The 24,729-nt window shown below is 64.0% G+C and carries 24 protein-coding genes and 2 tRNA genes; 20 read left to right on the forward strand and 6 right to left on the reverse strand.

Going from position 1 to position 24,729, the window contains the following annotated elements:
* Positions 1-10 precede the first annotated feature (10 nt).
* From B0T39_RS10735 to B0T39_RS10750, 4 genes are all read right to left on the reverse strand, one after another.
* The gene (locus B0T39_RS10735) at positions 11-832 is read right to left on the reverse strand and encodes a substrate-binding periplasmic protein (protein ID WP_081546412.1); all 822 of its coding nucleotides are present in this window, start codon (positions 830-832) and stop codon (positions 11-13) included.
* Positions 833-980: 148 nt separating this feature from the next.
* A tRNA-Met gene (locus B0T39_RS10740) sits at positions 981-1,057 on the reverse strand.
* Between the two features lie 35 nt (positions 1,058-1,092).
* Positions 1,093-1,169, reverse strand: a tRNA-Met gene (locus B0T39_RS10745).
* A gap of 84 nt (positions 1,170-1,253) precedes the next feature.
* Complete coding sequence (locus B0T39_RS10750) at positions 1,254-2,405, reverse strand: class I SAM-dependent methyltransferase (protein ID WP_081546414.1); 1,152 nt, start codon at positions 2,403-2,405, stop codon at positions 1,254-1,256.
* A 61-nt stretch (positions 2,406-2,466) separates the two neighbouring features.
* Here B0T39_RS10750 and B0T39_RS10755 point away from each other — a divergent pair, with 61 nt between their 5' ends.
* The 18 genes from B0T39_RS10755 (at position 2,467) to B0T39_RS10840 (ending at position 20,272) form a co-directional block, all read left to right on the forward strand.
* Positions 2,467-3,015: a hypothetical protein gene (locus tag B0T39_RS10755; RefSeq protein WP_141111174.1), complete on the forward strand. Its 549-nt coding sequence runs from the start codon at positions 2,467-2,469 to the stop codon at positions 3,013-3,015.
* A 75-nt stretch (positions 3,016-3,090) separates the two neighbouring features.
* Positions 3,091-3,852, forward strand: a complete 762-nt coding sequence (locus B0T39_RS10760) for a pteridine reductase (protein WP_081546418.1) — start codon at positions 3,091-3,093, stop codon at positions 3,850-3,852.
* Positions 3,853-3,954: 102 nt separating this feature from the next.
* Positions 3,955-4,932 carry a tRNA 2-thiocytidine(32) synthetase TtcA gene (gene ttcA, locus B0T39_RS10765; protein WP_081546420.1) on the forward strand — a complete coding sequence of 326 codons (978 nt, stop codon included), beginning with the start codon at positions 3,955-3,957 and terminating at the stop codon, positions 4,930-4,932.
* Entirely contained in the window at positions 4,922-5,722 is an 801-nt protein-coding gene (locus B0T39_RS10770; RefSeq protein WP_081546422.1) for a polyamine aminopropyltransferase, read from the forward strand. Before ttcA ends, B0T39_RS10770 begins: the two co-directional genes overlap by 11 nt.
* Positions 5,723-6,074: 352 nt before the next feature.
* Positions 6,075-7,379: a nucleotide sugar dehydrogenase gene (locus B0T39_RS10775; RefSeq protein ID WP_081546488.1), complete on the forward strand. Its 1,305-nt coding sequence runs from the start codon at positions 6,075-6,077 to the stop codon at positions 7,377-7,379.
* A gap of 110 nt (positions 7,380-7,489) precedes the next feature.
* Positions 7,490-8,554: a Gfo/Idh/MocA family protein gene (locus tag B0T39_RS10780; protein ID WP_081546424.1), complete on the forward strand. Its 1,065-nt coding sequence runs from the start codon at positions 7,490-7,492 to the stop codon at positions 8,552-8,554.
* Positions 8,555-8,563: 9 nt separating this feature from the next.
* Positions 8,564-8,830: a hypothetical protein gene (locus tag B0T39_RS10785; protein ID WP_081546426.1), complete on the forward strand. Its 267-nt coding sequence runs from the start codon at positions 8,564-8,566 to the stop codon at positions 8,828-8,830.
* Positions 8,827-9,405 carry an acyltransferase gene (locus tag B0T39_RS10790; protein ID WP_081546428.1) on the forward strand — a complete coding sequence of 193 codons (579 nt, stop codon included), beginning with the start codon at positions 8,827-8,829 and terminating at the stop codon, positions 9,403-9,405. The genes B0T39_RS10785 and B0T39_RS10790 overlap by 4 nt, the downstream gene beginning before the upstream one ends.
* Positions 9,406-9,481: 76 nt before the next feature.
* Complete coding sequence (locus B0T39_RS10795; protein WP_081546430.1) at positions 9,482-10,579, forward strand: DegT/DnrJ/EryC1/StrS family aminotransferase; 1,098 nt, start codon at positions 9,482-9,484, stop codon at positions 10,577-10,579.
* Positions 10,580-10,583: 4 nt separating this feature from the next.
* Positions 10,584-11,852: a lipopolysaccharide biosynthesis protein gene (locus B0T39_RS10800; RefSeq protein ID WP_081546432.1), complete on the forward strand. Its 1,269-nt coding sequence runs from the start codon at positions 10,584-10,586 to the stop codon at positions 11,850-11,852.
* Entirely contained in the window at positions 11,849-12,430 is a 582-nt protein-coding gene (locus B0T39_RS10805; RefSeq protein WP_081546434.1) for an acyltransferase, read from the forward strand. The genes B0T39_RS10800 and B0T39_RS10805 overlap by 4 nt, the downstream gene beginning before the upstream one ends.
* A 4-nt stretch (positions 12,431-12,434) precedes the next feature.
* Positions 12,435-13,517: a glycosyltransferase family 4 protein gene (locus B0T39_RS10810; RefSeq protein WP_081546436.1), complete on the forward strand. Its 1,083-nt coding sequence runs from the start codon at positions 12,435-12,437 to the stop codon at positions 13,515-13,517.
* 59 nt (positions 13,518-13,576) lie between these two features.
* Complete coding sequence (locus B0T39_RS10815) at positions 13,577-14,671, forward strand: glycosyltransferase family 4 protein (RefSeq protein ID WP_081546438.1); 1,095 nt, start codon at positions 13,577-13,579, stop codon at positions 14,669-14,671.
* A gap of 3 nt (positions 14,672-14,674) precedes the next feature.
* Positions 14,675-15,904, forward strand: coding sequence for a glycosyltransferase family 4 protein (locus tag B0T39_RS10820; RefSeq protein ID WP_081546440.1), 1,230 nt, complete (start codon positions 14,675-14,677; stop codon positions 15,902-15,904).
* 186 nt (positions 15,905-16,090) lie between these two features.
* Positions 16,091-17,254, forward strand: a complete 1,164-nt coding sequence (locus B0T39_RS10825) for a DegT/DnrJ/EryC1/StrS family aminotransferase (protein ID WP_081546442.1) — start codon at positions 16,091-16,093, stop codon at positions 17,252-17,254.
* Complete coding sequence (locus B0T39_RS10830) at positions 17,251-17,916, forward strand: sugar transferase (RefSeq protein WP_081546444.1); 666 nt, start codon at positions 17,251-17,253, stop codon at positions 17,914-17,916. The genes B0T39_RS10825 and B0T39_RS10830 overlap by 4 nt, the downstream gene beginning before the upstream one ends.
* Positions 17,913-18,380, forward strand: coding sequence for a GNAT family N-acetyltransferase (locus B0T39_RS10835; protein WP_081546446.1), 468 nt, complete (start codon positions 17,913-17,915; stop codon positions 18,378-18,380). The genes B0T39_RS10830 and B0T39_RS10835 overlap by 4 nt, the downstream gene beginning before the upstream one ends.
* Positions 18,381-18,382: 2 nt before the next feature.
* The gene (locus B0T39_RS10840) at positions 18,383-20,272 is read left to right on the forward strand and encodes a polysaccharide biosynthesis protein (protein WP_081546448.1); all 1,890 of its coding nucleotides are present in this window, start codon (positions 18,383-18,385) and stop codon (positions 20,270-20,272) included.
* Between the two features lie 10 nt (positions 20,273-20,282).
* Here the strand turns inward: B0T39_RS10840 and B0T39_RS10845 are convergent, their stop codons facing one another.
* Together B0T39_RS10845 and B0T39_RS10850 are read right to left on the reverse strand one after the other, a co-directional pair.
* Positions 20,283-20,846 carry a hypothetical protein gene (locus B0T39_RS10845; RefSeq protein WP_081546450.1) on the reverse strand — a complete coding sequence of 188 codons (564 nt, stop codon included), beginning with the start codon at positions 20,844-20,846 and terminating at the stop codon, positions 20,283-20,285.
* Between the two features lie 39 nt (positions 20,847-20,885).
* Positions 20,886-22,037 (reverse strand): GGDEF domain-containing protein, encoded by a 1,152-nt coding sequence (locus B0T39_RS10850; RefSeq protein ID WP_081546452.1) that lies wholly within the window; start codon positions 22,035-22,037, stop codon positions 20,886-20,888.
* A gap of 132 nt (positions 22,038-22,169) precedes the next feature.
* Between B0T39_RS10850 and B0T39_RS10855 the strand changes: the two genes are divergently transcribed.
* Both B0T39_RS10855 and aspA read left to right on the forward strand, forming a co-directional pair.
* Positions 22,170-23,078 (forward strand): LysR family transcriptional regulator, encoded by a 909-nt coding sequence (locus tag B0T39_RS10855; protein WP_081546454.1) that lies wholly within the window; start codon positions 22,170-22,172, stop codon positions 23,076-23,078.
* A gap of 158 nt (positions 23,079-23,236) precedes the next feature.
* Positions 23,237-24,640, forward strand: a complete 1,404-nt coding sequence (aspA, locus tag B0T39_RS10860) for an aspartate ammonia-lyase (protein ID WP_081546456.1) — start codon at positions 23,237-23,239, stop codon at positions 24,638-24,640.
* Positions 24,641-24,729: the final 89 nt, after the last annotated feature.

Consider the following 24,729-nt stretch of genomic DNA (forward strand, 5'->3'; position numbering starts at 1 on the left):
CCGACCCGGCTTATTCCTCCGGATACGGCGCTTCGAAGTGTTGCTGGTACAGAGCCTGGATTGAGCCGTCCCGCCGCATGCCGGTCAAGGCTTGCTGAAAGGCGTCCACCACCGGCCGCGGCACGCTGCTTTTGCTGAAGATGAAATAGGCGCCGCCGATATTCCAGACAGGGGCGAGCGGCACGATCTCCGGTCCCGCAGGCTGGGCCTGCAGCGCCGCGCGCAGGGTGGCGCTATTGGCCAGCAACAGGTCTAGCCGCTTGGCCCGCAGTTTTTGGATATTGATGTCCAGCGTCGGCCCGATGTCCACGCTGACCGTGGGTGGCGGCAGTTTCAGCCAGGCGTCGATGTTCGCCCCGTAGCTGTCGCCGCGGGTGACGCCGAGGATGAGCTGGCCGTGCTTGCCCAGGTCCTCCAGCCGGTGCGTCGGCCATTGCGCGGCGCGGCTGCGCAGGCCCCACAAACGCACGGTGGTGGGGCTGTAGGCCCAGACGAAGCGGGCGAAAGATTCGCGCTCAGGCGTTTTCAGCGCTTCCATCGCCAAGTCCACCAATCCGTTTTTCAGGCTCAGCAAGGTGCGCGGCCAGGGCATTTGCTGATAGTTGAGCCGGCAGCCGGTCCGGCGCGCGGCTTCGTTGAGAACGGCGACGGAGTAGCCGTCCAGCTGTTGGCGCGCGGACAGGTAGTGGTAAGGGGGCCAACTGTCCCAGCCTACGCTCAACTCCCGGGTGCAGACGCTGACGGCCGGCTGAGGCGCGGCCAGGACCGGTCCGGCGCATAGCGCCGCGGCAGAGGCCAGGCCGTGGACGGCGAGGCGGAAAAGTCGGCGCATGGCGAGGCTCCGGCGGGGGATGCTTTACTATAGCCGGGCGAAGGCTGGGGATAACTTTGCGTAGCCGTGCGGATCTGTGGATAAACGGGAAGGGGCCGAAGACGGCGGGAATGCGAAAAGGGTCAGCTTGCGCTGACCCTTTTCATTTTGGTGGCGAATCAGGGACTCGAACCCCGGACCTGCGGATTATGATTCCGTCGCTCTAACCGACTGAGCTAATTCGCCGTGAAGACTTGTCGAAAACAACTCTTCGCAAACTGTGGTGGCGAATCAGGGACTCGAACCCCGGACCTGCGGATTATGATTCCGTCGCTCTAACCGACTGAGCTAATTCGCCACGTTTTCGATGCACGAGTGCACCGAGACGCGAAATATACGCAGCCGAAAGCAGGCTGTCAACAAGATTCTCGCGGCGGCCGGCTTACAGGGTGTAGCAGCGATCGCCGCGCAGGAAACCGTTCCAGTCTATGCTGATGTTTTTGCCGAAGCCTATGGCCTTGAACAACTCGCCCATTTCCGACGGAGACAGCAGCTTCTGCACCGCGGCGGCGTGCGGCAGATAGCCGGCGGCGTCGGCCGGGTCCAGTTGCTCCAGCAATTGGGTGATGCCGGCGTTGATCAGGAATTGAGCCTGGGTGGTGTAGCCGATCAGGTCCAGTCCGGCGTCTATGCCGGCTTGGGCCGTCGCGCTGAAATCAACGTGGCAGGTCAAGTCCATCAGGCCGGGAAGGAAGAAGGGATCGTCCACGGTATGGTGGCGGTAATGGCCTATCAGCGTGCCCATATGGCGCTGCGGGTGATAGTACTCGGCGGCGGGGAAGCCGTAATCCAGCAGCAGCACGGCGCCGCGCGCCAGCTTCCGCGCCAGGGTGTGGAGGAAACCGATATTGGCCGGGCTGATTTCGGAAACATAGTCGTCGTGACGCGGCTGGATGGCCTGGGCCAGTTGCAGTAGTTGCGGGTCTTCGATGGCGCGGTCCGCCCAGACGAAGCGTTCGCCGTCCAGCCCCACGCCGCGCTGTTGCGGTTCGGGGGTCCAGTGGATCAGCTCGCAGGGCATGGCGTCCAGCACTTCGTTGCCGATGATCACGCCGTCCAGCTGTTCCGGCAACTGATCCAGCCACTGCACGCGCTCGGCCAGATGAGGCAGCGCCTGGCGGATATTGTGTTGCTGGCGCTCGATCAGGTCCGGCGACAGGTCGACGATGCAATAGCGTTCCGGCAGCGCGTCCAGCGCTTGCAGTTCGCTGAGGATGTCGATGGCGAGCTTGCCGGTGCCGGCGCCAAATTCGTAGAGAATGTTGGCGGTTTGCGGCAGCAGCTCCGCCAGCTGGCGCGCCAGCGCGCGGCCGAACAAGACGCTCATTTCCGGCGCGGTGGTGAAGTCGCCGGCCGCGCCCAGTTTACGGCTGCCGGCGGCGTAGTAGCCGAGGCCGGGCGCGTACAGCGCCAGTTCCATGTAGCGGGAGAACGGCATCCAGCCGCCGTGCTGGCGGATTTCCGCCTGGATGGCGTGGACGAGGCGTTGGCTGATGGCCAGCGCGTCGGCGCTGGCGGCGGGTAAGGTGGTCATGGCGGTCATCCTGCTACAATGTGCCGCGATTGTGGTGGAAACTGAGAGACAGGAGAAGAGGGTGAGCGGATTTTACCGTTGGATGGCCGGCTGCGCGGGCGGCCTGTTGCTGGGGCCGGCGCTAGCGGCGCCGCAGTGGGCGGTGTCGAAACCGTATCCGGACAATCCTTTGCAAGTGGCCAGCCTGGACGGCGAGGCGACGGTGGGGCGCAGTCGTTTTCCGGCGAGGCTGGAACTGGCCTGCCGGGCCGACAGCCCGCCGCTGCGGCTGTCGCTGCATGTGTCCGACCAACTGGGCGGTTGGGACGTGCGTCCGTTCGAGGGACCGGGCGGCCTGGGCGAGCGCCGCAAGCTGAAACTGAGCGTGAGCGGGCTGCGTCGCAGCGTGGACAGTCATTTTGCCGGCTGGTACGAGGCGAGCGGCCGCTTTGTGTTCGAGTGGCCGTCGCGAGGCGAGTTCTTCGCTTGGCAATCCGCCACGCACAAGGAGCTGCTGGTGACGATAGACGGCGCCAGCCGCAAGCACGGCAAGCTGGTGGCGCGTTTCGCCTTGCCGCAGTCCAGCCAGGCTGCTCTGGCGGTGGCCCAGCCCTGCATGGGCAAGAAGTAAGCTGCGCCGGCGTCATCGCGGCGCAACGCGTGTATGGGAGCCTGCGGCGGCAGGCGGCGATTCAGAGGAGCGGGAATGGCGGATCAGGGGACGACAGGGGAACAGCGGGTGGCGCTGATCAGCGGCGCGGCGCGGCGCGTGGGCGCGGGCATCGCCCACCATTTGCATGCGCGCGGCCTGCGGGTGGTGCTGCACTATCGCGGTTCGCGCGGCGAGGCGGAAGCCTTGGCGGCGGAACTGAACGCGGCGCGGCCGGACTCCGCGCGGCTGCTGCAGGGCGATTTGCTGGACACGGCGGCTTTGCCGGCGCTGGCGGCGCAGGCGGTGGCGGCGTTCGGACGGCTGGACGGCTTGGTGAACAACGCGTCCAGTTTCTTCCCCACCGAGGTGGGCCGGATCGACGAGGCGGCCTGGCATGATCTGATGGGCAGCAATCTGAAGGCGCCTTTATTCCTGTCCCAGGCGCTGGCGCCCGAGCTGGCCAAGCGTCGCGGGGCCATTGTCGGCATCGCCGATATCCATGTGGAGCGGCCGATGGCTCGGCACGTGGTTTACAACCTGGCCAAGGCCGGCCACGCCCAGCTGATTCGCAGCCTGGCGATAGAGCTGGCGCCGACGGTGCGGGTCAACGGCGTTTCGCCCGGGGTGAATCTGTGGCCGGAGGACAACGCGTCTTTCGATGCGGCGGAGCGCGCGGCGATAGAGGCCAGCATTCCCTTGCGCCGCACCGGGGTGCCGGAAGACATCGCCCAGGCAGTGGCTTTCCTGCTGTTGGACGCCGGCTACGTTACCGGCCAGATTCTGGCGGTGGACGGCGGCCGCAGCGTGGTGCTGTAGGCGCGGGAGGGGTTGGCCGCGCCCGCGCCATATTCATCGTCATGGATTTTGCCGCGGAAAAACAGTAAAATCTCCTGTTTTTCAATTTCTTAGCCGTACTCCATGTCCGAAGCAAGCAGCGTCCTCGACGACAAGGCCAAAAAGGCCGTGTTTGAAGGCAATAAACTGGCCAAGCGCCTGCGCCACCATGTGGGTGACGCCATCAATGACTTCAATATGATAGAAGAGGGCGACCGCGTGATGGTCTGCCTGTCCGGCGGCAAGGACAGCTATACCTTGCTGGACATTCTGCGCGGCTTGCAAAAGTCCGCGCCTATCGATTTCTCCATCGTGGCGGTCAATCTGGACCAGAAACAGCCGGGCTTCCCCGAGCACGTGCTGCCGGAATACCTGGACGCCATCGGCGTGGAGTACCGCATCGTCGAAGAAGACACCTATTCCATCGTCAAGCGGCTGGTGCCCGAAGGCAAGACCACGTGCAGCCTGTGTTCGCGGCTGCGTCGCGGCATTCTCTACCGCGTGGCCGACGAATTGGGCGCGACCAAGATCGCGCTGGGTCATCACCGCGACGACATCCTGCACACTCTGTTCCTGAACATGTTCTACGGCGGCAAGCTGAAATCTATGCCGCCCAAACTGGTGTCCGACGATGGCCGCCACATGGTGATCCGCCCGCTGGCTTATTGCCGCGAGAAGGATATTGAACGCTACGCCGCGCTGCGCGAATTCCCCATCATTCCATGCAATCTGTGCGGCTCGCAGCCCAATCTGCAGCGCCAAGTGGTCAAGGAAATGGTCAACGACTGGGACCGACGCTTCCCCGGCCGGCTGGAGAGCATGTTCCGCTCGCTGCAAAATGTGGTGCCGTCCCACCTGGCCGACACCGCTTTATTCGACTTTGCCGGCCTGAAGACCGGCGACGCGCCGTTTGAAGGCGGAGACACCGCTTTCGACAAGGAAGAATTCCGCGATCCGCCGCCGCCGCGAGACGAGGAGGCGGAAGCGGCGCCGAAGAAGCGCACCATCAGCATTCTGGATTCGCGCAGCCCGGCGAGCGAGGGATCCGGCTGTGGCGCGTAGAGCCTTGCATCCGTTCCGCCGCCGCGTGCGCGCCGCTGTGGATGAAATGCCGGAGGTGGAGATATCGGAGGCCGGCAATATCCGCTCGCTGCATCTGGGCTCGGAAACCATACAGAGTTCGATGGACCTGGATGAGCCCGCCGAACTGGTGTTGTCGTATAGCCGCGCGATGATGGGTTTTCTGCTGTGGAACGACGAGCCGCAGCACATTTTGCAGATTGGGCTGGGTGGCGGCTCGCTGGCGCGCTTCATTGATGAGTATTTGCCGGACGCGGTCAGCGTGGCGGTGGACATCAATCCCCAGGTGATCGCGGTGGCGCGGGCTTTTTTCCAGTTGCCGGAGGAAGGCGACTTTTTCGAGATCATCGAGGCCGACGGCGCGGACTACGTGAAAATTTTCCGCGGCTCCACCGATGCCATCCTGGTGGATGGTTTCGATGGCTTGCAGATTGTTGACGAGTTGACCACCGAGGACTTCTTTGAGGACTGCAAGCGCGCCTTGAGTCCCAAGGGGGTGTTCGTCACCAATTGGTGGAGCGGCGACAAACGCTATCAAAGCTTTGTCGAACGTTTGCTCAATGTGTTCGAAGGCCGGGTGCTGGAGCTGCCTTCCGCCAGTCATGGCAATGTGGCGGTAATGGCTTTCCGTCAGAGCCCGACGCTGACTCAATGGGAGGCCTTGAAGGAGCGGGCCGACCGGATGGAGTGCCGTTTCGGTTTGGAGTTCGGAGAGTTCGTCAATCGCTTGAAGTTGACTAATCAGCACACCGCGGGCCATCTGCTGATTTGAAGCGTGCCGCCCGGCGTACATTTGCTTACTCAATGGCGGTTGGGAAGCGGCGTATAATGCCGGCATACATGCCGTCAGCGGGCGGTTAACTGCGGCCAAGGGTGTTTGCGGGACGATTTGCACCCTCAAGCTCAACTGCGAAGAGAATCCGCTTGGGCGGTTTCTGAGGCAGATCAGTACGGACAGAAACGGAAGGCGGCAAGCTGGCTTGCCGTTTGAATGAACTTTATGGCGGTGGATCGGACAGTTTAGGGCAGGCGCGGCGCGGGCGGTTTCGCTTCCGCGCCGCTAGCCGTGAACGTCGTCTGATCCGCCGCTATCGTATTTACATACTGTTGGGACTTACACCGTGATCAAGCAGCAACTGCTCAATCGGATTGCAGATAAATCCGCCGTCATCGGCATTGTGGGCCTGGGCTATGTAGGCCTGCCGCTGATGCTGCGCTTCGCCGAAGTCGGCTACAAAGTGCTGGGCTTCGATATCGACCAGGGCAAGGTGGACGCCCTGATGGCCGGTCAAAGTTATATCGAACACATCGGCGCGGACAGTATCGCCACCGCGCTGAGCCGCGGCTTCGAAGCCACCACCGATTTCAGCCGCGTGCCGGAAGCCGATACCCTGATTCTGTGCGTGCCGACGCCGCTGAACAAATACCGCGAACCGGACCTGTCCTTCGTGCTGGACACCATGGACAGCCTGGTGCCCTATCTGCGCGAAGGCCACTTGGTGTCGTTGGAGTCCACTACCTATCCGGGCACCACCGACGAAGAGCTGCTGCCGCGCATGGAGTCGCGCGGCCTGAAGGTGGGCGAAAACGCCTTCCTGGTGTTCTCGCCGGAGCGAGAAGATCCGGGCAATCCCAACTTCACCACCCGCACCATTCCCAAGGTCTGCGGCGGCGTGACCCCCGCCTGCCAGGAAATCGGCGTCGCGCTCTACGGCGCGGTGATCGACAAGGTGGTGCCGGTGTCCTCCACCCGCGCCGCGGAAATGACCAAGCTGCTGGAAAACATCCACCGCGCGGTGAATATCGGCCTGGTCAACGAGATGAAGATCGTGGCCGACAAGATGGGCATCGACATCCACGAAGTGATCCGCGCCGCGGCCACCAAGCCTTTCGGTTTCGTGCCCTACTATCCGGGCCCGGGCCTGGGCGGCCACTGTATCCCGATCGACCCGTTCTACCTGACCTGGAAAGCGCGCGAATACGGCGTCAACACCCGTTTCATCGAGCTGGCCGGCGAAGTGAACAGCAATATGCCCGACTACGTGGTGTCCAAAGTGGCGGCCGCGCTGAACCTGCGCAAGAAGTCCATCAACGGCAGCCGCGTGCTGGTGCTGGGCATCGCCTATAAGAAGAACGTCGACGATATGCGCGAAAGCCCGTCGGTGTTCCTGATGGAAAAGCTGCGCGATCTGGGCGCGGAAGTGGCTTACAGCGATCCGCACGTGCCGGTGTTCCCCAAGATGCGCGAGCATCATTTCGAGCTGTCCAGCGTGGCGCTGAGCGATGCCGCCATCGCCAGCTACGATTGCGTGCTGCTGGCCACCGACCACGACAAGTTCGACTACGCGCAGATCAAGGCGCATGCGCAGCTGGTGGTGGACAGCCGCGGCAAGTATCTGGAACCGGCTGACAATATCGTCAAGGCGTAAGCCGTCCCACGGCTTGTTCCAGTCGCTTGCAAGGCGCGGTGAAACAAGCGCCCAGGCGGGCGCATCGTTGAGATGCGCCCGCGTGTTTTGAAGGAATTTGAGGCAGAACCATGCAAACATTGCACCTTCCCCCGATTACCGACCGTAAGATCCGCTTTGCGCTGGTGGGCTGCGGCCGCATCGCCCAGAATCACTTCGGCGCGCTGGAAAAGCACGCCGACCGCGCCGAGCTGATGGATGTCTGCGACATCGACCCGGCCGCTTTGAAGGCGGCGGTCGAGCGCACCGGCGCGCGCGGCCACGCCAATCTGGCCGAGATGCTGGCCAAGACCGACGCCGACATCGTTATCCTGACCACTCCGTCCGGCCTGCATCCGAGTCAGAGCATCGCCTGCTCTGAGGCTGGTTTCCACGTGATGACGGAAAAGCCGATGGCCACGCGCTGGGAAGACGGCCTGGAAATGGTCAAGGCGGCCGACCGCGCCAACAAGCATCTGTTCGTGGTCAAGCAAAACCGCCGCAACGCCACCTTGCAGCTCTTGAAGCGGGCGATGCAGGAGAAGCGTTTCGGTCGCATCTACATGGTCAACGTCAATGTGTTCTGGACCCGGCCGCAGGAGTATTACGACGCGGCCGGCTGGCGCGGCACCTGGGAGTTCGACGGCGGCGCCTTCATGAACCAGGCCAGCCATTACGTGGACTTGCTGGACTGGCTGATCGGCCCGGTGGAAAGCGTGCAGGCTTACACCGCGACGCTGGCGCGCAATATCGAGGTGGAAGACACCGGGACCGTCAGCGTCAAATGGCGCAGCGGCGCGCTGGGCAGCATGAACGTGACCATGCTGACCTACCCGAAGAACCTGGAAGGCAGCATCACCATTCTAGGCGAGAAGGGCTCGGTGCGCGTCGGCGGCATGGCGGTCAACGAAATCCAGCACTGGGAGTTTTCTGAGCCGCACGCGATGGACGAGGACATCAAGCAGGCCAGCTACGCCACCACCAGCGTTTACGGTTTCGGGCACCCCTTGTACTACGACAATGTGATCAAGACCATGCGTGGCGAAGCCGAGCCGGAGACCGATGGCCGCGAAGGGCTGAAGTCGCTTGAGCTGCTGATCGCGATGTACCTGTCCGCGCGCGACGGTCGTCGGGTCAGTCTGCCACTGGATTATTGAGGCCAAGGCATGATGCGGAAGATTCTGGATGGCGCATTGTGGGGCTTGGGGTTCTGGCTGGTTGGTGGCGGCTTGATGCTGATGTTTTCGGCATTCAACAGCCATCAGCAGGTCGAACGCAAGTCTGCCGCCCGCGCGGCCCAATCCGGCAGCGTGGAAGATCAATGGTCGCGCAGCGAGAAATTATTGGCTCGCCAGGAGCAGTCCATGGCGCGCTCCGAGAAACAACTAAGCCGCCTGGATAAAATTTTGGATAAATGGGAGCGGCAAAAATGAGCCAGGTTCACATCCACCCCAGCGCCATCGTAGACGACGGCGCGCAGATCGGCGAGAACACCCGAGTCTGGCACTGGGTCCATATTTGCGGCGGCGCGCAGATCGGCGCCGGCTGTTCCTTCGGCCAAAACGTGTTCGTCGGCAACGACGTGCTGATCGGCGACAACGTCAAGGTGCAGAACAATGTGTCCATCTACGACGCGGTGACGCTGGAGGACGACGTGTTCTGCGGCCCGTCCATGGTGTTCACCAATGTCAACAATCCGCGCAGCCACGTTGCGCGCAAGCATGAATACCGCCGTACCCTGGTGAAAAAAGGCGCGTCCATCGGCGCCAACGCCACTGTCGTGTGCGGCCACACCATAGGCGAGTACGCCTTCGTCGGCGCCGGCGCGGTGGTGACCCGCGACGTGCCGGCCTACGCTCTGATGGTGGGCACGCCGGCCAAACGCATCGGTTGGATGTGCTCTTGCGGCGAGAGGTTGGCCAACGACATCGGCACCCATAGCTGCCCGGCCTGCGCCAAGCATTACGAGGTGGGCGGCAATCATTGCTCGCCGCTCAAGAACGACTGACAAGCATCTCTCCGTCGTTCCGCGTGTCGCTATATGAGCGATATCTTTCAAAAATTGATTTGGGGTTGATCCTCTTATGTCCATCCAGTTCATTGATCTGAAAGCGCAATACCAGCACCTGAAAGCCGATATCGACGCCCGCATCCACGCCGTGCTGGACCACGGCCAGTACATCATGGGGCCGGAGGTGAAGGAGGTGGAGCAGGGGCTGGCGGAATACACCGGCGCCAAGCACGCCATCGGCGTTTGCGACGGCACCAAGGCGCTGCTGATCGCGATGATGGCCCTGGACATCGGTCCCGGCGACGAGGTGATCACCACTCCGTTCACCTTTATCGCCACCGGCGAGATGATCGCGCTGCTGGGCGCCAAGCCGGTGTTCGTCGACATCGACCCCGTCAGCTACAACCTGGACCCGGCGCTGTTGGAAGCGGCGATCACGCCCCGCACCCGCGCCATCATGCCGGTGAGTCTGTACGGCCAGTGCGCTGATTTCGACGCCATCAACGCCATCGCCGCCAAACACGGCATCGCGGTGATAGAGGACGGCGCTCAGAGCTTCGGCGCCAGCCAGAACGGCAAGAAGTCCGGCAACCTTTCCACCATAGGCTGCACCAGTTTCTTCCCCAGCAAGCCCCTGGGTTGCTACGGCGACGGCGGCGCTTGCTTCACCAGCGACGAGGCTCTGGCCAAGAAAATGCGCGAGATCCGCGTGCACGGCCAGGATCGCCGCTATCACCACCCCATCATCGGCCTGAACGGCCGCTTGGACACCATACAGGCGGCGGTGCTGCTGGCCAAGCTGCCCAGCTTTGCGGACGAAGTGGCGGCGCGCGAACGTATTGGCGCGCGCTACAGCGCGCTGTTGCGCGATGTGGCGCGGGTGCCAGTGATTGCCGAGGGCAACAGCCACGTCTACGCGCAGTACACCATCGAGGTGGACAATCGCGAAGCGGTGCAGGCCAAGTTGAAGGAGCTGGGCGTGCCCACCGCCGTACATTACCCGATTCCACTGCATCTGCAGCCGGCCTTCGCCCATCTGAACCTGCCCGAAGGCAGCTTCCCGCTGTCGGAGGCCGCCGGCCGCCGCGTGATGAGCCTGCCGATGCATCCTTTCCTGGACGAAGCGACGCAAGACGCCATCGTCGCCGCAGTCAAACAGGTGCTGGCCTGAGCGCATGAGCTTGTTGCTGTTTCGCCTGCCCAAGAGCGGCTTCATCCGCCACATCATCACCCTGGTCACCGGGGCGGCGGTGGCGCAGGTGATTCCGTTGCTGGTGTCGCCGCTGATCACCCGCCTGTACAACCCGCACGAGGTGGGGGTGCAGGCGGTTTACGTCTCCTGGCTGTCCACGCTGGCGGTGCTGGCCACCGCGCGTTACGAGATGGCCATCGTGTTGCCGGCGGAGGAGAGGCGGGCCAGCAATCTGATGGGCTTGTCCATCGCTTGCGCATTGGCCCTGTCCTTGTCGGTGGGCGTGGTGGTGGCCTTTGACGGCCACGCCCATATCGCCCGCCATCTGGGCGCGCCGGAACTGGAGCCCTGGCTGCTGCTGTTGCCGTTGTCCGTGGCGCTGGCGGGTTTGATGCAAGCTTGGACCAACTGGAACAACCGTCACCGCCGCTACCAGGCCAACGCCAACGGCCGCATGCTGCAGTCCTTGAGCATGGCGGCCACTCAAGTGGGGCTGGGCTGGACCGGCGCCGGCGTTGCCGGGCTGATTCTGGGCCAGCTGGCCGGTCAACTAGGCTCTCTGTTGGCGCAAACCTGGCAGGACCTCAAGGCCCGCTTCGCTTGGCGCCATGAGCTCAGCCGCGTCGGCATGCGCGAGGTAGCGCGCGCCTATATCGAGTTTCCCAAGATCAACGCGCCGCACGCCTTGAGCACCGCCTTGCTGGATTCGGCGACCTTGGTGGCGCTGACCATGCTGGCCGGCACCGCCTCGGTGGGCTTTTACGGACTGATGATGCGGGTACTGAAGCTGCCAGCGGCGCTGATCGGCCAGGCGGTGGCGCAGGTGGCCTATCGCGAGCTGGCCGACGCCCGCAATCAGCGTCTGCCGCTGCGTCCCATTCTGCGCAAGATGATGTTGACGCTGGGCGGCATGGCCTTGCTGCCCTTCCTGGTGATACAACTGGCCGGGGAGCCTTTGTTCTCGCTGGTGTTCGGCCAGAACTGGGCCACCGCCGGCCGCTACGCGGAGGCGATGTCGCTTTATATCCTGTTCCACTTCGTCGCCTCGCCGCTGGGCATGGTGCCGCCGGTGATCAATCGTCAGCGCCAGGCCTTCCTGTGGTCTTTGCTGCAGGCTGTGTTGTTCCTGGGCACGATGTGGGTCGGTTTCGCGCTGTGGAACGACGCGGTGGCCACCTTCCAATTGGTCTCGGTGGTGATGGCCGCTTACTTCCTGGCTTATTTTTCATGGCTTTACAAGGCAGCCCGATGAATTGGCACGCTCTATTCAGCCGCATCCGTTTCCGCCTGTCGGCGTGGGTGCAGCCCAGAATGGTGTATGGATTCACCCGCGGCGACGGGGTGTTCCTCAAACGCACCCGGGTGTCCAACATGACCCGCATCGAACATGTCGGCAAGCTGATGGTGGACGACAACGTCTACATCGGCCATTTCAATCTGATCGACGCCTCCGGCGGCCTGTATATCGGCGAAGGTTGTCAGATCACCAACTATGTTTCTCTGCTGACCCACTCCAGCCATGTGGCCATCCGCCTGTACGGCGACCGCTACCTGGAGAGCAACAATCACGTCGGCTATCTGAAAAAGCCCACCAAGCTGGGCCCGTACAGTTTCGTAGGCCCGCACTCGGTGCTGATGCCGGGCGTGGAGCTGGGCAAGGGCTGCATGGTGTCGGCTTACAGTTATGTGCCGGCCGGCGTTTATCCCGATTTCGCCATCCTGGCCGGCAATCCGGCGCGGGTAGTGGGCGATACCCGCGAGATGGACGCCAAATGGCTGGACGAGCATCCGGAGTTGCTTCCCTTGTACGAGGCCTGGGCGCATGACTGAGCCCATGAGAGACAAGGTCGCCAGCGTTGCGGTGCTGGGCTCCGCCTCGGTGCATACCTGGCGTTTCCTGCGCGGCATCGCGCCGCATGTGGATCAATTATTCCTGGCCTGCAACGGCGAGATTCCGGCGGACGTGGCCGCCTTGCTGACCGGCAGCCTGCGCGTGGATTTTCGCCTGGCGGCGCTGGGCACGGCGGCGCGCTTGCGCGCCTGGCTGCGCGAGACGCGGCCGCAGCTGCTGCACATCCACCAGGCCAATAGCGTGGCCTGGCACGGCAGCCGCGCCGCCGCCAGCCTGGATTTGCCCATGGTGCTGACCGCCTGGGGCTCCGATGTGCTCTTGCTGCCGGACCGCAACCCGCTGATGCGGGCGATGGTGCGCGCCAATCTGGCCGCCGCCGACGCGATCACCTCGGATTCGCTGCACATGGCGGCGAAAATCCGCGAACTGGCCGGCGAAGGCTGTCGCATCCGCCAGCTCAATTACGGCATGGACGCCATGCCGGAGCCGGCGGCCAGCGCGGGTAAGGGCAAGACGGTGCTGTCCTGCCGGCTGCACAAGCCTTTGTACCGCATCGACGCCATTCTGCGCGCCTGGGAGCGGGTGGAACGCGGCGGCCGCTTCGGCGATTGGCGCTTGACCGTGGCCGCCAGCGGCAGCGACACCGAGGCCTTGAAGCGCCTGGCCGCCGAACTGGGCCTGAGCCGCGTGGACTTCGCCGGCTTTGTCGACAGCGAGACGCTGGGGCGGATGTACGCGGAGTCCAGGGTCTTCGTCAGCGTGCCGCGCTCGGACGCCACCAGCATCAGTCTGCTGGAAGCGATGGGCCACGGCTGCTTGCCCCTGCTGTCCAATCTGCCGGCCAACGGCGAATGGGTGATAGACGGGCTCAACGGCCTGATCGCCGAGGACGTGGGGTGTTTGGACGAGGCCTTGCTGCGCGCGATGGAATGGGCCGGCGAGGATGCGAAGCTGGACGAGGCCGCGGCGCTCAACCGCCGGCTGGTGGCGGACAAGGGGCTGCATCAGCCGAATATGGCCGGCTTTGCCCGGCTGTACCGGGAACTGATGGGGTTCGACAACTAGGAATTTTGCCGCGGGCCCGAGATCGTCGTGGGCCGGCCGGCCGCTAAACAGAGCTTAATATGAAAATTGCCCATCTCACTTCCGCTCACCCGCGCCACGACATCCGCATCTTCGTCAAGGAATGCGCAAGTCTGGCCGCGGCAGGGCACGAGGTGACGCTGATCGTGGCCGACGGCCAAGGCGAGGAGATCAACCGCGGCGTGCGCTTTCACGATGTGGGCCCTAAATCCGGCGGCCGTTTGGCGCGGATGACCAGCACTGTCAAGCGCGTCTACCAGGCGGCGCTGAAGCTACGTCCGGACGTGGTCCACTTTCACGACCCGGAGCTGATCCCCGCCGCGCTGCGCCTGAAGCAGGCCGGTATCAAGGTGGTTTACGACGTGCATGAGGACGTGCCGCGCCAGATCCTGGCCAAATACTGGATACCCGGCGCGGTGCGGTCCCTGGTGTCTAGCGGCTTTGAAGCGCTGGAGGACTGGGCGGCGCGCCGCTTCGACGCGGTGGTGACTTCGACGCCGCATATCCGCAAGCGCTTCGAGAAACTGGGCGCCCGCGCGCTGGACGTATGCAACTTTCCCATTCTGGAAGAACTGGTGCGCGACACGCCGTGGGAACAGCGCCGCAACGAACTGTGCTATATCGGCGGCATCTCGCGCATCCGCGGCATTGAACCCATCGTCGAGGCACTGCCGGACACCGCGACGCGGCTGAACCTGGCCGGGCCGTGGAGCGAGAGCGATTTGAAGGCCCGGGTGTCGGCGCTGCCCGGCTGGGCGCGGGTCAACGACCTCGGCGTGCTGGACCGCAAGGGCGTGGCCGAGGTGCTGGCCAAGAGCAAGATCGGCCTGGTGACGCTGTTTCCGACGCCGAATTACGTCGACGCCTTGCCGATCAAGCTGTTCGAATACATGGCCGCCGGCATGCCGGTAATCGCGTCGGACTTCCCTGTGTGGCGCGAAATCGTGGACGACGCCGGCTGCGGCCTGCTGGTGGACCCGCAGGACCCGGCCGCCATCGCCGCAGCTGTCAAGGAACTGATGACCGACGAAGCGCGCATGCGTGCCTTAGGCGAAGCCGGCAAGCAGGCGATATTGAACAAATACAGTTGGGCGGCCGAGGCCGACAAGCTGGTCAAGCTGTACGCAACGCTGTAAATCATGAAAATACTCTACATCAACCACTATGCCGGCAGCCCCCGGCACGGCATGGAATTCCGCCCCTATTATCTGGCGCGGGAATGGGTGAGCGCCGGCCATGAAGTCAATATGTTGGCCGCCGATGTGTCCCATCTGCGGCAGACCCATCCGCAGGTGGACGGCAAATACCGGGACGAAGACATAGACGGCATCCGCTACACCTGGTGCAAGACCCGCCCTTACGACGGCAACGGGCTTGGTCGCGTGCTCAATATCTTCAGTTTTCTGGCCCGGGTGATGGGCTTGTCTGGCCGCTATCTGAAGCAGTGGAAGCCGGATGTGGTGATCGCCTCGTCCACCTATCCGCTGGATACGGTGCCGGCGGCGTGGATCGCCGCCAAGACCGGCGCGCGCCTGGTGTACGAAGTGCATGATTTGTGGCCGCTGACGCCGGTGGAGGTGGGCGGCATGTCGCCCAAACATCCCTTCATCCGCCTGCTGCAGTGGGCCGAGGATTTCGGCTACCGCAAGGCCGACACCGTGGTGTCCATGCTGCCCTGCGCCAAGGACTATATGGTGGCGCACGGTATGGACCCGGCCAAGTACGTGGTGATTCCCAACGGCGTCGACGTCGCGGAATGGCGGGGCGAGGCTGAGGCCCTGCCGGTCGAGCACCGGATGCGGCTGGCGGAATTGAAGGCGCAAGGGCGTTTCCTGATCGGCTACGCCGGCGGGCACGGCTTGGCCAATGCGTTGGATTATTTGCTGGAGGCGGCGGCGCTGATGCGGGACGCGGCGGTGACTTTCGTGCTGGTCGGCGACGGTCCGGACAAGGCGGCCTTGGCGGCGCGCGCGGCCGAGTTGGGGCTGGACAATGTGATGTTGCTGCCATCCATTGCCAAACGCAGCGTGCCGGTCTTCCTGGCAGAGTGCGACGCGCTCTACATAGGCTGGCGCAAGCTGCCGATCTATCGCTTTGGCATCAACCCCAATAAACTGTTCGACTACCTGATGGCCGCCAAGCCGGTGATCCACTCGGTGGAGGCCGGCAACGATATGGTGAAAGACGCCGGCGCCGGCATCAGCGTGGGCGCCGAGGACCCGGCCGCGATTGCCGACGCTGCGCGGCGGATGGCGGCGACGCCTATAGCCGAACGCGAAGCGATGGGCGTGGCCGGCCGCGCTTATGTGCTGGAACACCATGATTACGCGGTGCTGGCGCGGCGCTTTCTGGCAGCGGTGAAGCGGTAGCGTTGTCGAAGGGCGGAAGCCCGTTTGAGGGCATTCCGTCAAGTTGTCGATGTCGTGGATGAAAATAGCGGAAGGCTCCACTGGAGCCTCCGCCCTACGAATGATTTTGCAGGTCGTGCGCGGGGCGTGAGGCGATGGACATGGAGGGCGGCCGAGAGCGGCTGCTCAAAGACGAAAGACTGAGAAATGAGCGAACAAAAATTCCTGCCCTTCGCCCTGCCGGACATCGGCGAGGACGAGATCAACGAAGTGGTCGACGCGCTGCGTTCCGGTTGGGTCACCACCGGTCCCAAGACCAAGCAGTTTGAGGCCGATTTCGCGCAGTTCATCGGCGACGGCGTCGAGGCGATCGCCGTCAACTCGGCCACCGCCGGCCTGCACCTGGCGCTGGAAGCGATAGGCATCGGCCCCGGTGACGAAGTCATCGTGCCGAGTTATACCTTCACCGCCACCGCCGAAGTGGTGCGCTACCTGGGCGCGCACCCGGTATGCGTGGATGTGGACGCGGCCACCTTCAATATCAGCCCGGACGCGATCCGCGCCGCGATCACCGCCAAGACCCGCGCCATCATGCCGGTGCACTTCGCCGGCCTCGCTTGCGAGATGGACGAGATCATCGCCATTGCCCGCGAACACGGGCTGAAGGTCGTTGAAGACGCGGCCCATGCGTTGCCCACTTATTACAAGGGCAAGCTGGTGGGCACCTTGGACTCCGACGTCACCGTGTTCAGCTTCTACGCCAACAAGACCATGACCACCGGCGAAGGCGGCATGGTGGTGTCCAAGAACAAGGACATCATCGCGCGTTGCAAGGTGATGCGTCTGCACGGCATCAGCCGCGACGCCTTCGACCGTTATGTGTCCAAGACCCCGGCCTGGTTCTACGAAGTGGTGGCGCCCGGCTTCAAATACAATATGCCGGATACCGCCGCGGCGATGGGCATCCACCAGTTGAAGAAGATCCGCCGCTTCCAGGAATTACGCGAGGCGATGGCCCAGCGCTTCGACCGCGAGCTGGCCGACCTGCCACTGATCCTGCCGGCGCGGCCCAAGGACGCGGGCAGCAATCACGCCTGGCATCTATATCCGGTGCGCATCAAGCCGGAGGCCGGCGTCAGCCGCGACGACTTCATCGCCCGGATGGCGGAAAAGGGCATAGGCTGCTCGGTGCACTTCATTCCGCTGCATCGCCAGCCGGTGTGGCGCGACGGCTATCAGCTGACGCGCGAACAGTTCCCGGTGACCGACGCCGCCTTCGAGGCCGAAGTGACCCTGCCGCTGTACACCCGGATGACGGACGATGACCAGAGCCGAGTGATCGCCGCGGTGCGCGAGATTCTGAGCGCATGAGCGAGCGTGGTTCAGACAGCGGCGGCCTGTTGCCGCCGTGCTGCCGCCCGCGCCGCCACGGTTCGCGGCTGTTGAAGCGCGGCTTCGACATCGTCGCCGCGGGCCTGGGCCTGGCCGTGCTGGCGCTGCCGCTGCTCGCGGTGGCGCTGTGGGTGAAGCTGGATTCGCCGGGCCCGGTGTTTTTCCGCCAGGTGCGTGTGGGGCGGAACGGCACGCTGTTCCGCATCCACAAATTCCGCACCATGCAGGTGGACACCGAGCGCCACGGCCAGCTGACCGTCGGCGCGGACGCGCGCGTCACCGGCGCCGGCCGCCTGCTGCGCAAGACCAAGCTGGACGAACTGCCGCAGTTGATCGACGTGTTGTTCGGCAATATGAGCTTGGTTGGCCCGCGGCCCGAGGTGCCCAAGTACGTCGCCCACTATCCGGACGAGGTCCGCGACATCGTGTTGTCGGTGCGCCCGGGCATCACCGACTGGGCGTCGATCAAGATGATAGACGAGAACGAAATCCTGGGCCGCGCCGAGGATCCGGAGTGCGCTTACATTGAGCAGGTATTGCCGGAAAAATTGGCGTATTACGTGCGCTACGCCGAAAGCCACAGCTTGTTTGAAGATGTCCGCATCATCGTCGCCACGCTGATGAAGATCGTCAGTCGATGACGGTTTCCATCCGCTTGGCCGGACCCGCCGATGTCGTCGCTCTGACGGACATTTATCTGGCCTGTCGCCGCGAGATGAATTATGCGCCGCTGGCGCATGCCGAGGCGGAGGTGAGAGCCTGGTTCGCCGGCACGCTGTTGCCGTCCGGCGGAGCATGGTTGGCGGAACGGAACGGCGATATCGCCGGCTTCGCTGCCGCGTCGCTGCAAGACGATGTGCTATGGCTGGACCAGCTATATGTCAGCGCCGGACATCGCGGCGCGGGAGTCGGCGGAATGCTGCTGCAACGGTTGTTGTCGCCCCCGGCGCCGGCTTGCCGGCTGTTCGTGTTCCAGGCCAATCAAAGCGCGCGCCGCTTCTACGAGACGCATGGCTTTGCGCTGCTGAGCCTGAGCGATGGCCAAGATAACGAGGAATGTTGTCCGGATGCGCTGTATCAACGGCCGCCGGACGCGAAAGAATGACCATGTTTGAAAAACTGCTCGCCTTCTCCCGCCACAACAAGATGGCGATGCTGGCGCTGATGGACGCGCTGCTGTTGCCGCTGGCGCTGTGGAGCGCGGTTTTCCTCCGCCTGGGCGGCTATTGGGACCCCAAGCTTAATCCGCATTTGTGGATTTTCATCGTTCCGCCGCTGTGGGCGATTCCCATCTTCATCAAGCTGGGCCTCTACCGCGCGGTGCTCAAATATCTGGACGACAAGATCATCCTGACCGTGTTCTCCGGGGTGACCTTGTCGGTGCTGGTGTTGCAGGCGGTGCTGCAGATGGCTCACATCTGGGCGATGCCGCGCACCTCGGTGATCATCTTCTGGGTGTTCGCCATGGCCTATATCGGGGGCAGCCGTTTTCTGCTGCGCGGCCTGGTGCGCCGCATCGACGCGGTGGACGCGCCGCGTGAGCACGTGATCATCTACGGCGCCGGCCATGCCGGCGTGCAACTGATGCTGGCCCTGCAGGCCGGCCGCGAATATCGGCCGATGGCCTTCGTCGACGACAGCCCCGAACTGCATCGCCGCACCTTCCGCGGCGTGGCGGTGCATCCGCCGCGTGATCTGCCGCAGCTGGTCAAAGACCTGGAGGCCAAGTGCATTCTGTTGGCGATGCCTTCGGTCAGCCGCAGTCGCCAGCGCGAGATACTGGAAACTCTGGAACTGCTGCGGGTGCCGATCAAGCGTTTGCCGGGCATGGCGGACCTGGTGTCCGGCGAGGCGAGGGTGGAGGAGCTGAAAGAGGTTGAGATCGAAGACCTGTTGGGCCGCGACCCGGTGCCGCCCAAGCCCGATCTGCTGGCGCGCAATATCCACGGCAAGGTGGTAATGGTCACCGGCGCCGGAGGCTCCATCGGCTCCGAACTGGTGCGCCAGATCGCCAAGAACCAGCCGGCGCGCATCATCCTGTTCGAGCAGTCAGAATACGCACTGTACGCCATCGATCAGGAGCTGGATCGCGCCGCGGGTTCGCCGGCGCGCACGCCGGTCCTGGGCTCGGTTACTGATTACCAGCGGCTGGTGCAGGTGATGCGAGCCTTCAAGGTGGATACCGTTTATCACGCTGCCGCCTACAAACATGTGCCCATGGTAGAGCACAATCCCGTAGCCGGCATCGTCAACAATGTGTTTGGCACCGACACCACCGCGCGCGCGGCCGAGGATTGCGGCGTGGACACCTTTGTGCTGATCTCCACCGACAAGGCTGTGCGTCCCACCAATGTGATGGGCGCCACCAAGCGCATGGCGGAGCTGACGCTGCAGACTCGACACACGCGCGGCAGCGCCACCCGCTTCGTCATGGTGCGCTTCGGCAATGTGTTGGGTAGTTCCGGCTCGGTGGTGCCCTTGTTCCGAGCCCAGATCAAGGCAGGCGGACCGATTACGCTGACCCACGCCGATATCACCCGTTATTTCATGACGATTCCCGAGGCGGCGCAGCTGGTGATACAAGCCGGCGCGATGGGGGACGGCGGAGACGTGTTCGTGCTGGATATGGGCCAGCCGGTGCGCATCATCGATTTGGCGCGGCGCATGGTCCATCTGTCCGGCCTGGAGTTGAAGGACGCGAGCCGGCCCGGCGGCGACATCGAGATCCGCATCACCGGCCTGAGGCCGGGGGAGAAGCTGTACGAGGAGTTGCTGATCGGCGACAACGTGCTGGCCACCGATCACGAGCGCATCATGCGGGCCCAGGAATACTGCCTGCCGGAAACGGAAATGCGGGAGGTGCTGGCGAGCATGGACGAGGCTTGCGGACGTCTTGACGCGCCCGCGGCGTTTGCCTTGCTGCAAAAAGCGGTGCGCGAGTTCCACGCGGCCAAGGCCACTCAGGACTGGGTGACGCAGGCGAACGCGGCCTCGTGAGACGGGCGGCTTACCATTTGCAGCCGTCCTCGCGCGCGCTTTGCACAGCCAAGATAGGGATCGCCAGCAGGCCGAATGAGGAGTAGCGGGTCTTACAGTCCGGTTTTTCGGCCCGCTCGATAGAGCGGGCCAATTTCGTTTTGGCGGGGTCGGCCGGCAGCGGGGCGATTTTTTCCGGCGCGGCGGCGGCTTGTTCGCGCACTTGCTGGCGCAGGCCGCCCAAGGTCAAGCCCGGGCTGGGGGCCGAAGCTTCGCTTTGGCTTCGCCCAAGCCCGCCTTGATGGCGACGCTCGCCGGGGCCGTGAGCGTCTATCCGCGCCGCGGCCGGCGGACGCCGCGGAGCCGCGGCAGGTTTTGGGGATGGAGGCTCGGACGCGACGGCGTGCGCCGGAGGCGGGGCAACGGCCGGAGCAGGCGGATTCAGCTGTATTCGCAGCGGCGGGGCCGCATCGGCGTCCGGGCGGCCGCCGGGCTTGGCCAGCCACAGCAGCGCGCCATGGGCCAACAGGCTGAGTAGCAGCGCGGCGGTGACGCCGCGAGGGCGGAGACGGAACGAGGCGGTGAGAACGGTCATGCCGTCAACGATAAGCAAACTCGCCCGGCGGGTAAAGCGTTAGTCGGAGATCACGACCTGGTTGCGCCCAGCTTGCTTCGCCCGGTACATGCGGGTATCGGCCAGGTCCACCAGCGCGCGCCAATCGGCGCAGCCATCCTGAAACAACTCCGCCACGCCGATGCTGGCGGTCAGGGGCAGGCCTTCAGGCCGCTCGCCCAGGCCCTGGGCGCGCAGCCGGGCGATGACCTGGGCCGCGTGGGCCAATTGCGCGCCGGGCATCAGCAGCACGAACTCCTCGCCGCCCCAACGCACCAGCACATCGCTGCGTCGCAGCCTTCCTTCCATCAGCTCGGCGAAATGGCGCAAGACCTGATCGCCGGCCAGGTGGCCATAGTGGTCGTTGATCGCCTTGAAGTGATCCAGATCGATAAAGGCCAGGCTCAGCGGTTGCCGACTGCGTTGAGCCTGCAATTCCAGCAAGCCCAGCATCTCCTCGCCGCTGCGGCGCGAGAAGATCCCGGTCAGCGGGTCGCGTATCGCCTGGTGGACCAGCACGATGATGAAGGCCAACTGGCTGACGCTGGCGATGGCGGAGACGCCGGCCAGCAGAGACAAGAGCCAGAACTCGCCGCCGAAGCCGGGCAGGTTGTCGCCGTTCAGGTCCAGCAGGCTGGTCAGCACGAAGCCGAGCAAGGCCGGGCTGGCGAAAGCCAGGCTCTCCAGCAGCGTCAGCGGAAAGATCGCCAGCCCGGCCAGCAGCACGAAGGGCAGGAAGGCGTAGCCGGCGCCGATGGCGGCGGACAAGCCCTCCAGATGATAACGGCGCAGCAGCAAGTGAGAGGCGATGTAGAACAGGGTGGGGATGGCGAACAAGAGCGCGATGCCGCGATAGGCCGAGGGCAGGCGGCCATCCATCGGCTGCCAGACCGCCAGCGCGACGAAGGCGGCGGAGACCAACAGGCGCAGCGCCGCCAGTTGCAGCGACAGCGGATAGGGCAGGGTCAGCAAGTCGATCACCGCCCAAGCCGGCGTCAGCGCGGAGAACAAGATGGCGAACAGCCGGCAGCGGTTGACCAGCATCAGCGCGCGTCGCTGCGTCAGCAAGGGCATGTGCTGGCGAGGGCTCAGCAGCCAGAGCGTGTCGCCGCTCTGGATCTCGCCGGGCGCCATGCCCAGCAGCTTTTGCCAGATGAAATGAGTAATATGCATGCGGATGGTGCCAGATAGTTGCGTTATTCTACCCCGGTTTATGACTTTGGGTTTGCAGCAGGTCAAAGTCGCCGGCTTGCGCTGCGTTTGCGCTACTATCGCAACTCCTGATCAACCTGGCGGAACAGCGCGATGGAAACCCGGTGGCTTGAAGACTTCCTAGTGCTGGCGGAAACCGGCAGCTTTACCCGCGCGGCGGAACTGCGCCACCTGACTCAACCGGCGTTCTCGCGGCGAATCAAGTCGCTGGAGAGCTGGCTTGGGGCTGACCTGATCGACCGTACCACCTATCCTACGCGCTTGACCGAGGCCGGCGCGCTGTTTCGAGAGCAGGCGGTGACCATGCTGTCCCAGCTCAACACCAGCCGCGCTCTGTTGCGCGGTTTGCAGCCGCTGGCCGCCGGTACGCTGGAGTTCGCGGTGCCGCACACGCTGTCCTTCTCCTTCTTTCCCAAATGGCTGTCCCAGGCGCAGAGCGGTTACGGCGCTTTGCCCTGTAGGTTGCAGGCCAGCAATGTGCACGACGCGCTGCTGGCTTTCGTGGAAGGCGGCAGCGACCTATTGATGTGCTACCACCATCCCAAGCAGCCGGTGGAATTGACCGACGCCCGCTATCAGGGACTGAAGCTGGGCGTTGAGCGGCTGAGGCCGTTCTCGATCGCGGAGGCCGGTCGGCCGCGCTACCAACTGCCCGGCAGCGGGCAGCAGCCGTTGCCCTTTCTCGGCTACGCCAGCAACGCCTATTTCCGGTTGATGAGCGATCTGATCCTGGAGTCCGCTCCGCAGCCGGCCAAGTTGGCGCTGCGCTATGAAACCGATATGGCGGAAGGCCTCAAACACATGGTGCTGGAAGGGCATGGCCTGGCTTTCTTGCCGGAGAGTTCGGCGCGCCGGGAGACGCAGGAGGGTTTGTTGGCGGCCGCCGGCGACGAGTCCTGGCAGGTGGAGATGGACATTCGCCTTTACGTGGATCAGAAGCGTCAGCGCCCGGCTTTGAAGGCTTTTTGGGATTATCTGACGCGCCAATATCAGGCTTGTTGAGGAGGGCGATCAGGCGCGTTGCGGGCGCCGGCAAGGTTATGCGTTTCCTGCATGACCCCATCGGCATTTCGAATTGGCCAGCCGTCGCGGCATGGCATAGAGTGCGCTGCTTCAAGCCACGCGAGCGCGTGGCGTCATCCGTATCAGGAGAAGCATCCATGACGACCCGCATAGAACATGATCTGTTAGGCGATCGTGAAGTGCCCGCCGATGTCTACTGGGGCGTGCACACCTTGCGCGCAGTCGAAAACTTTCCCATTACCGGCCAGAGTATCGCCGGCTACGGCGATCTGATCCGCGCCTTGGCCTGTATCAAGCAGGCCGCCGCCCAGGCCAACCGCGATCTGGGGCTGTTGCCGGCGCCCATCGCCCAGGCCATCATCGCCGCCTGCGAGGAAATCCGCGCCGGCCGCTGGCATGAGCAGTTTGTGGTGGATGCGATCCAGGGCGGGGCAGGCACCTCGACCAATATGAACGCCAACGAGGTGATCGCCAACCGCGCCTTGGAACTGATGGGGCACGCCAAGGGCGAGTATCAACATCTGCACCCCAACGAGCATGTCAATCTGTGCCAGAGCACCAACGACGTTTATCCGACCGCCTTGCGGCTGGCGGCGTTCTGGGGCGCCAACAAGCTGCTGACCCGGATGGCGGCGTTGCGCGAGGCCTTCGCCGTCAAGGCCGACGAGTTCAAGGACTACCTGAAGATGGGGCGCACCCAGCTGCAGGACGCGGTGCCGATGACGCTGGGCCAGGAGTTCATGACCTACGCGGTGATGCTGCAAGAGGACGAGCAGCGCTTGATGGAAGCCAGCGCGCTGATGTTGGAGATCAATCTGGGCGCCACCGCCATCGGCACCGGGATTACCGCGCATCCGGATTACGCGCGTCTGGCCTGCCTGCATCTGTCCGAGCTGAGCGGCCACACCTTGCTGACCGCGCCGAATCTGATCGAAGCCACCCAGGACTGCGGCGCCTTTGTGCAACTGTCCAGCGTGCTCAAGCGCATCGCGGTCAAACTGTCCAAGAGCTGCAACGACTTGCGTCTGCTGTCGTCCGGCCCGCGCGCCGGCTTCGGCGAGATCAACCTGCCGGCGCGGCAGGCCGGTTCGTCCATCATGCCGGGCAAGGTGAATCCGGTGATTCCGGAAGTGGTGAGCCAAGTGGCTTACGAGGTGATAGGCAACGACGTCACCATCACCATGGCGGCGGAAGCCGGGCAGTTGCAGCTGAACGCCTTCGAGCCGGTGATCGCCTACAGCCTGTTCCGCAGCATGGGCCATCTGGCCGCCGCCTGCGCCACGCTGACCGAGAACTGCGTCAAAGGCATCACCGCGAATCGCGAACGCCTGCACGCCAGCGTCGAGAACTCCATTGGTCTGGTGACCGCACTCAACCCCATCATCGGCTACGCCGCCGCCACCAATGTGGCGGCGCAGGCGCACGCCACCGGCGGCAGCGTCGCCGACATCGTGCTGGAACAAGGCCTGCTGAGCCGCGAGCAGCTGGATTTGCTGCTGAAGCCGGAAGAGCTGACCCGGCCGCGTTGGGTGACCGTGTAATTGATTTCCCTTGTATGACTTATCGTTGTGAGCGTTTCAACTTGATCAGGCCGCCTTGCGCGGCCTGTTTTTTTATCCGCGCTGGCGGC

Origin of the sequence: Chromobacterium haemolyticum, from assembly GCF_002081825.1 — a bacterium.
GTDB lineage: Bacteria > Pseudomonadota > Gammaproteobacteria > Burkholderiales > Chromobacteriaceae > Chromobacterium > Chromobacterium fluminis.

What these genes read in the sequence shown, in the direction of transcription:
- B0T39_RS10735 (WP_081546412.1), bottom strand. Translation starts at nt 832, where the DNA reads ATGCGCCGACTTTTCCGCCTCGCCGTCCACGGCCTGGCCTCTGCCGCG.
- B0T39_RS10750 (WP_081546414.1), bottom strand. Translation starts at nt 2,405, where the DNA reads ATGACCACCTTACCCGCCGCCAGCGCCGACGCGCTGGCCATCAGCCAA.
- B0T39_RS10760 (WP_081546418.1), top strand. Translation starts at nt 3,091, where the DNA reads ATGGCGGATCAGGGGACGACAGGGGAACAGCGGGTGGCGCTGATCAGC.
- ttcA (WP_081546420.1), top strand. Translation starts at nt 3,955, where the DNA reads ATGTCCGAAGCAAGCAGCGTCCTCGACGACAAGGCCAAAAAGGCCGTG.
- B0T39_RS10780 (WP_081546424.1), top strand. Translation starts at nt 7,490, where the DNA reads ATGCAAACATTGCACCTTCCCCCGATTACCGACCGTAAGATCCGCTTT.
- B0T39_RS10785 (WP_081546426.1), top strand. Translation starts at nt 8,564, where the DNA reads ATGATGCGGAAGATTCTGGATGGCGCATTGTGGGGCTTGGGGTTCTGG.
- B0T39_RS10790 (WP_081546428.1), top strand. Translation starts at nt 8,827, where the DNA reads ATGAGCCAGGTTCACATCCACCCCAGCGCCATCGTAGACGACGGCGCG.
- B0T39_RS10795 (WP_081546430.1), top strand. Translation starts at nt 9,482, where the DNA reads ATGTCCATCCAGTTCATTGATCTGAAAGCGCAATACCAGCACCTGAAA.
- B0T39_RS10800 (WP_081546432.1), top strand. Translation starts at nt 10,584, where the DNA reads ATGAGCTTGTTGCTGTTTCGCCTGCCCAAGAGCGGCTTCATCCGCCAC.
- B0T39_RS10805 (WP_081546434.1), top strand. Translation starts at nt 11,849, where the DNA reads ATGAATTGGCACGCTCTATTCAGCCGCATCCGTTTCCGCCTGTCGGCG.
- B0T39_RS10810 (WP_081546436.1), top strand. Translation starts at nt 12,435, where the DNA reads ATGAGAGACAAGGTCGCCAGCGTTGCGGTGCTGGGCTCCGCCTCGGTG.
- B0T39_RS10815 (WP_081546438.1), top strand. Translation starts at nt 13,577, where the DNA reads ATGAAAATTGCCCATCTCACTTCCGCTCACCCGCGCCACGACATCCGC.
- B0T39_RS10820 (WP_081546440.1), top strand. Translation starts at nt 14,675, where the DNA reads ATGAAAATACTCTACATCAACCACTATGCCGGCAGCCCCCGGCACGGC.
- B0T39_RS10825 (WP_081546442.1), top strand. Translation starts at nt 16,091, where the DNA reads ATGAGCGAACAAAAATTCCTGCCCTTCGCCCTGCCGGACATCGGCGAG.
- B0T39_RS10830 (WP_081546444.1), top strand. Translation starts at nt 17,251, where the DNA reads ATGAGCGAGCGTGGTTCAGACAGCGGCGGCCTGTTGCCGCCGTGCTGC.
- B0T39_RS10835 (WP_081546446.1), top strand. Translation starts at nt 17,913, where the DNA reads ATGACGGTTTCCATCCGCTTGGCCGGACCCGCCGATGTCGTCGCTCTG.
- B0T39_RS10840 (WP_081546448.1), top strand. Translation starts at nt 18,383, where the DNA reads ATGTTTGAAAAACTGCTCGCCTTCTCCCGCCACAACAAGATGGCGATG.
- B0T39_RS10845 (WP_081546450.1), bottom strand. Translation starts at nt 20,846, where the DNA reads ATGACCGTTCTCACCGCCTCGTTCCGTCTCCGCCCTCGCGGCGTCACC.
- B0T39_RS10850 (WP_081546452.1), bottom strand. Translation starts at nt 22,037, where the DNA reads ATGCATATTACTCATTTCATCTGGCAAAAGCTGCTGGGCATGGCGCCC.
- B0T39_RS10855 (WP_081546454.1), top strand. Translation starts at nt 22,170, where the DNA reads ATGGAAACCCGGTGGCTTGAAGACTTCCTAGTGCTGGCGGAAACCGGC.
- aspA (WP_081546456.1), top strand. Translation starts at nt 23,237, where the DNA reads ATGACGACCCGCATAGAACATGATCTGTTAGGCGATCGTGAAGTGCCC.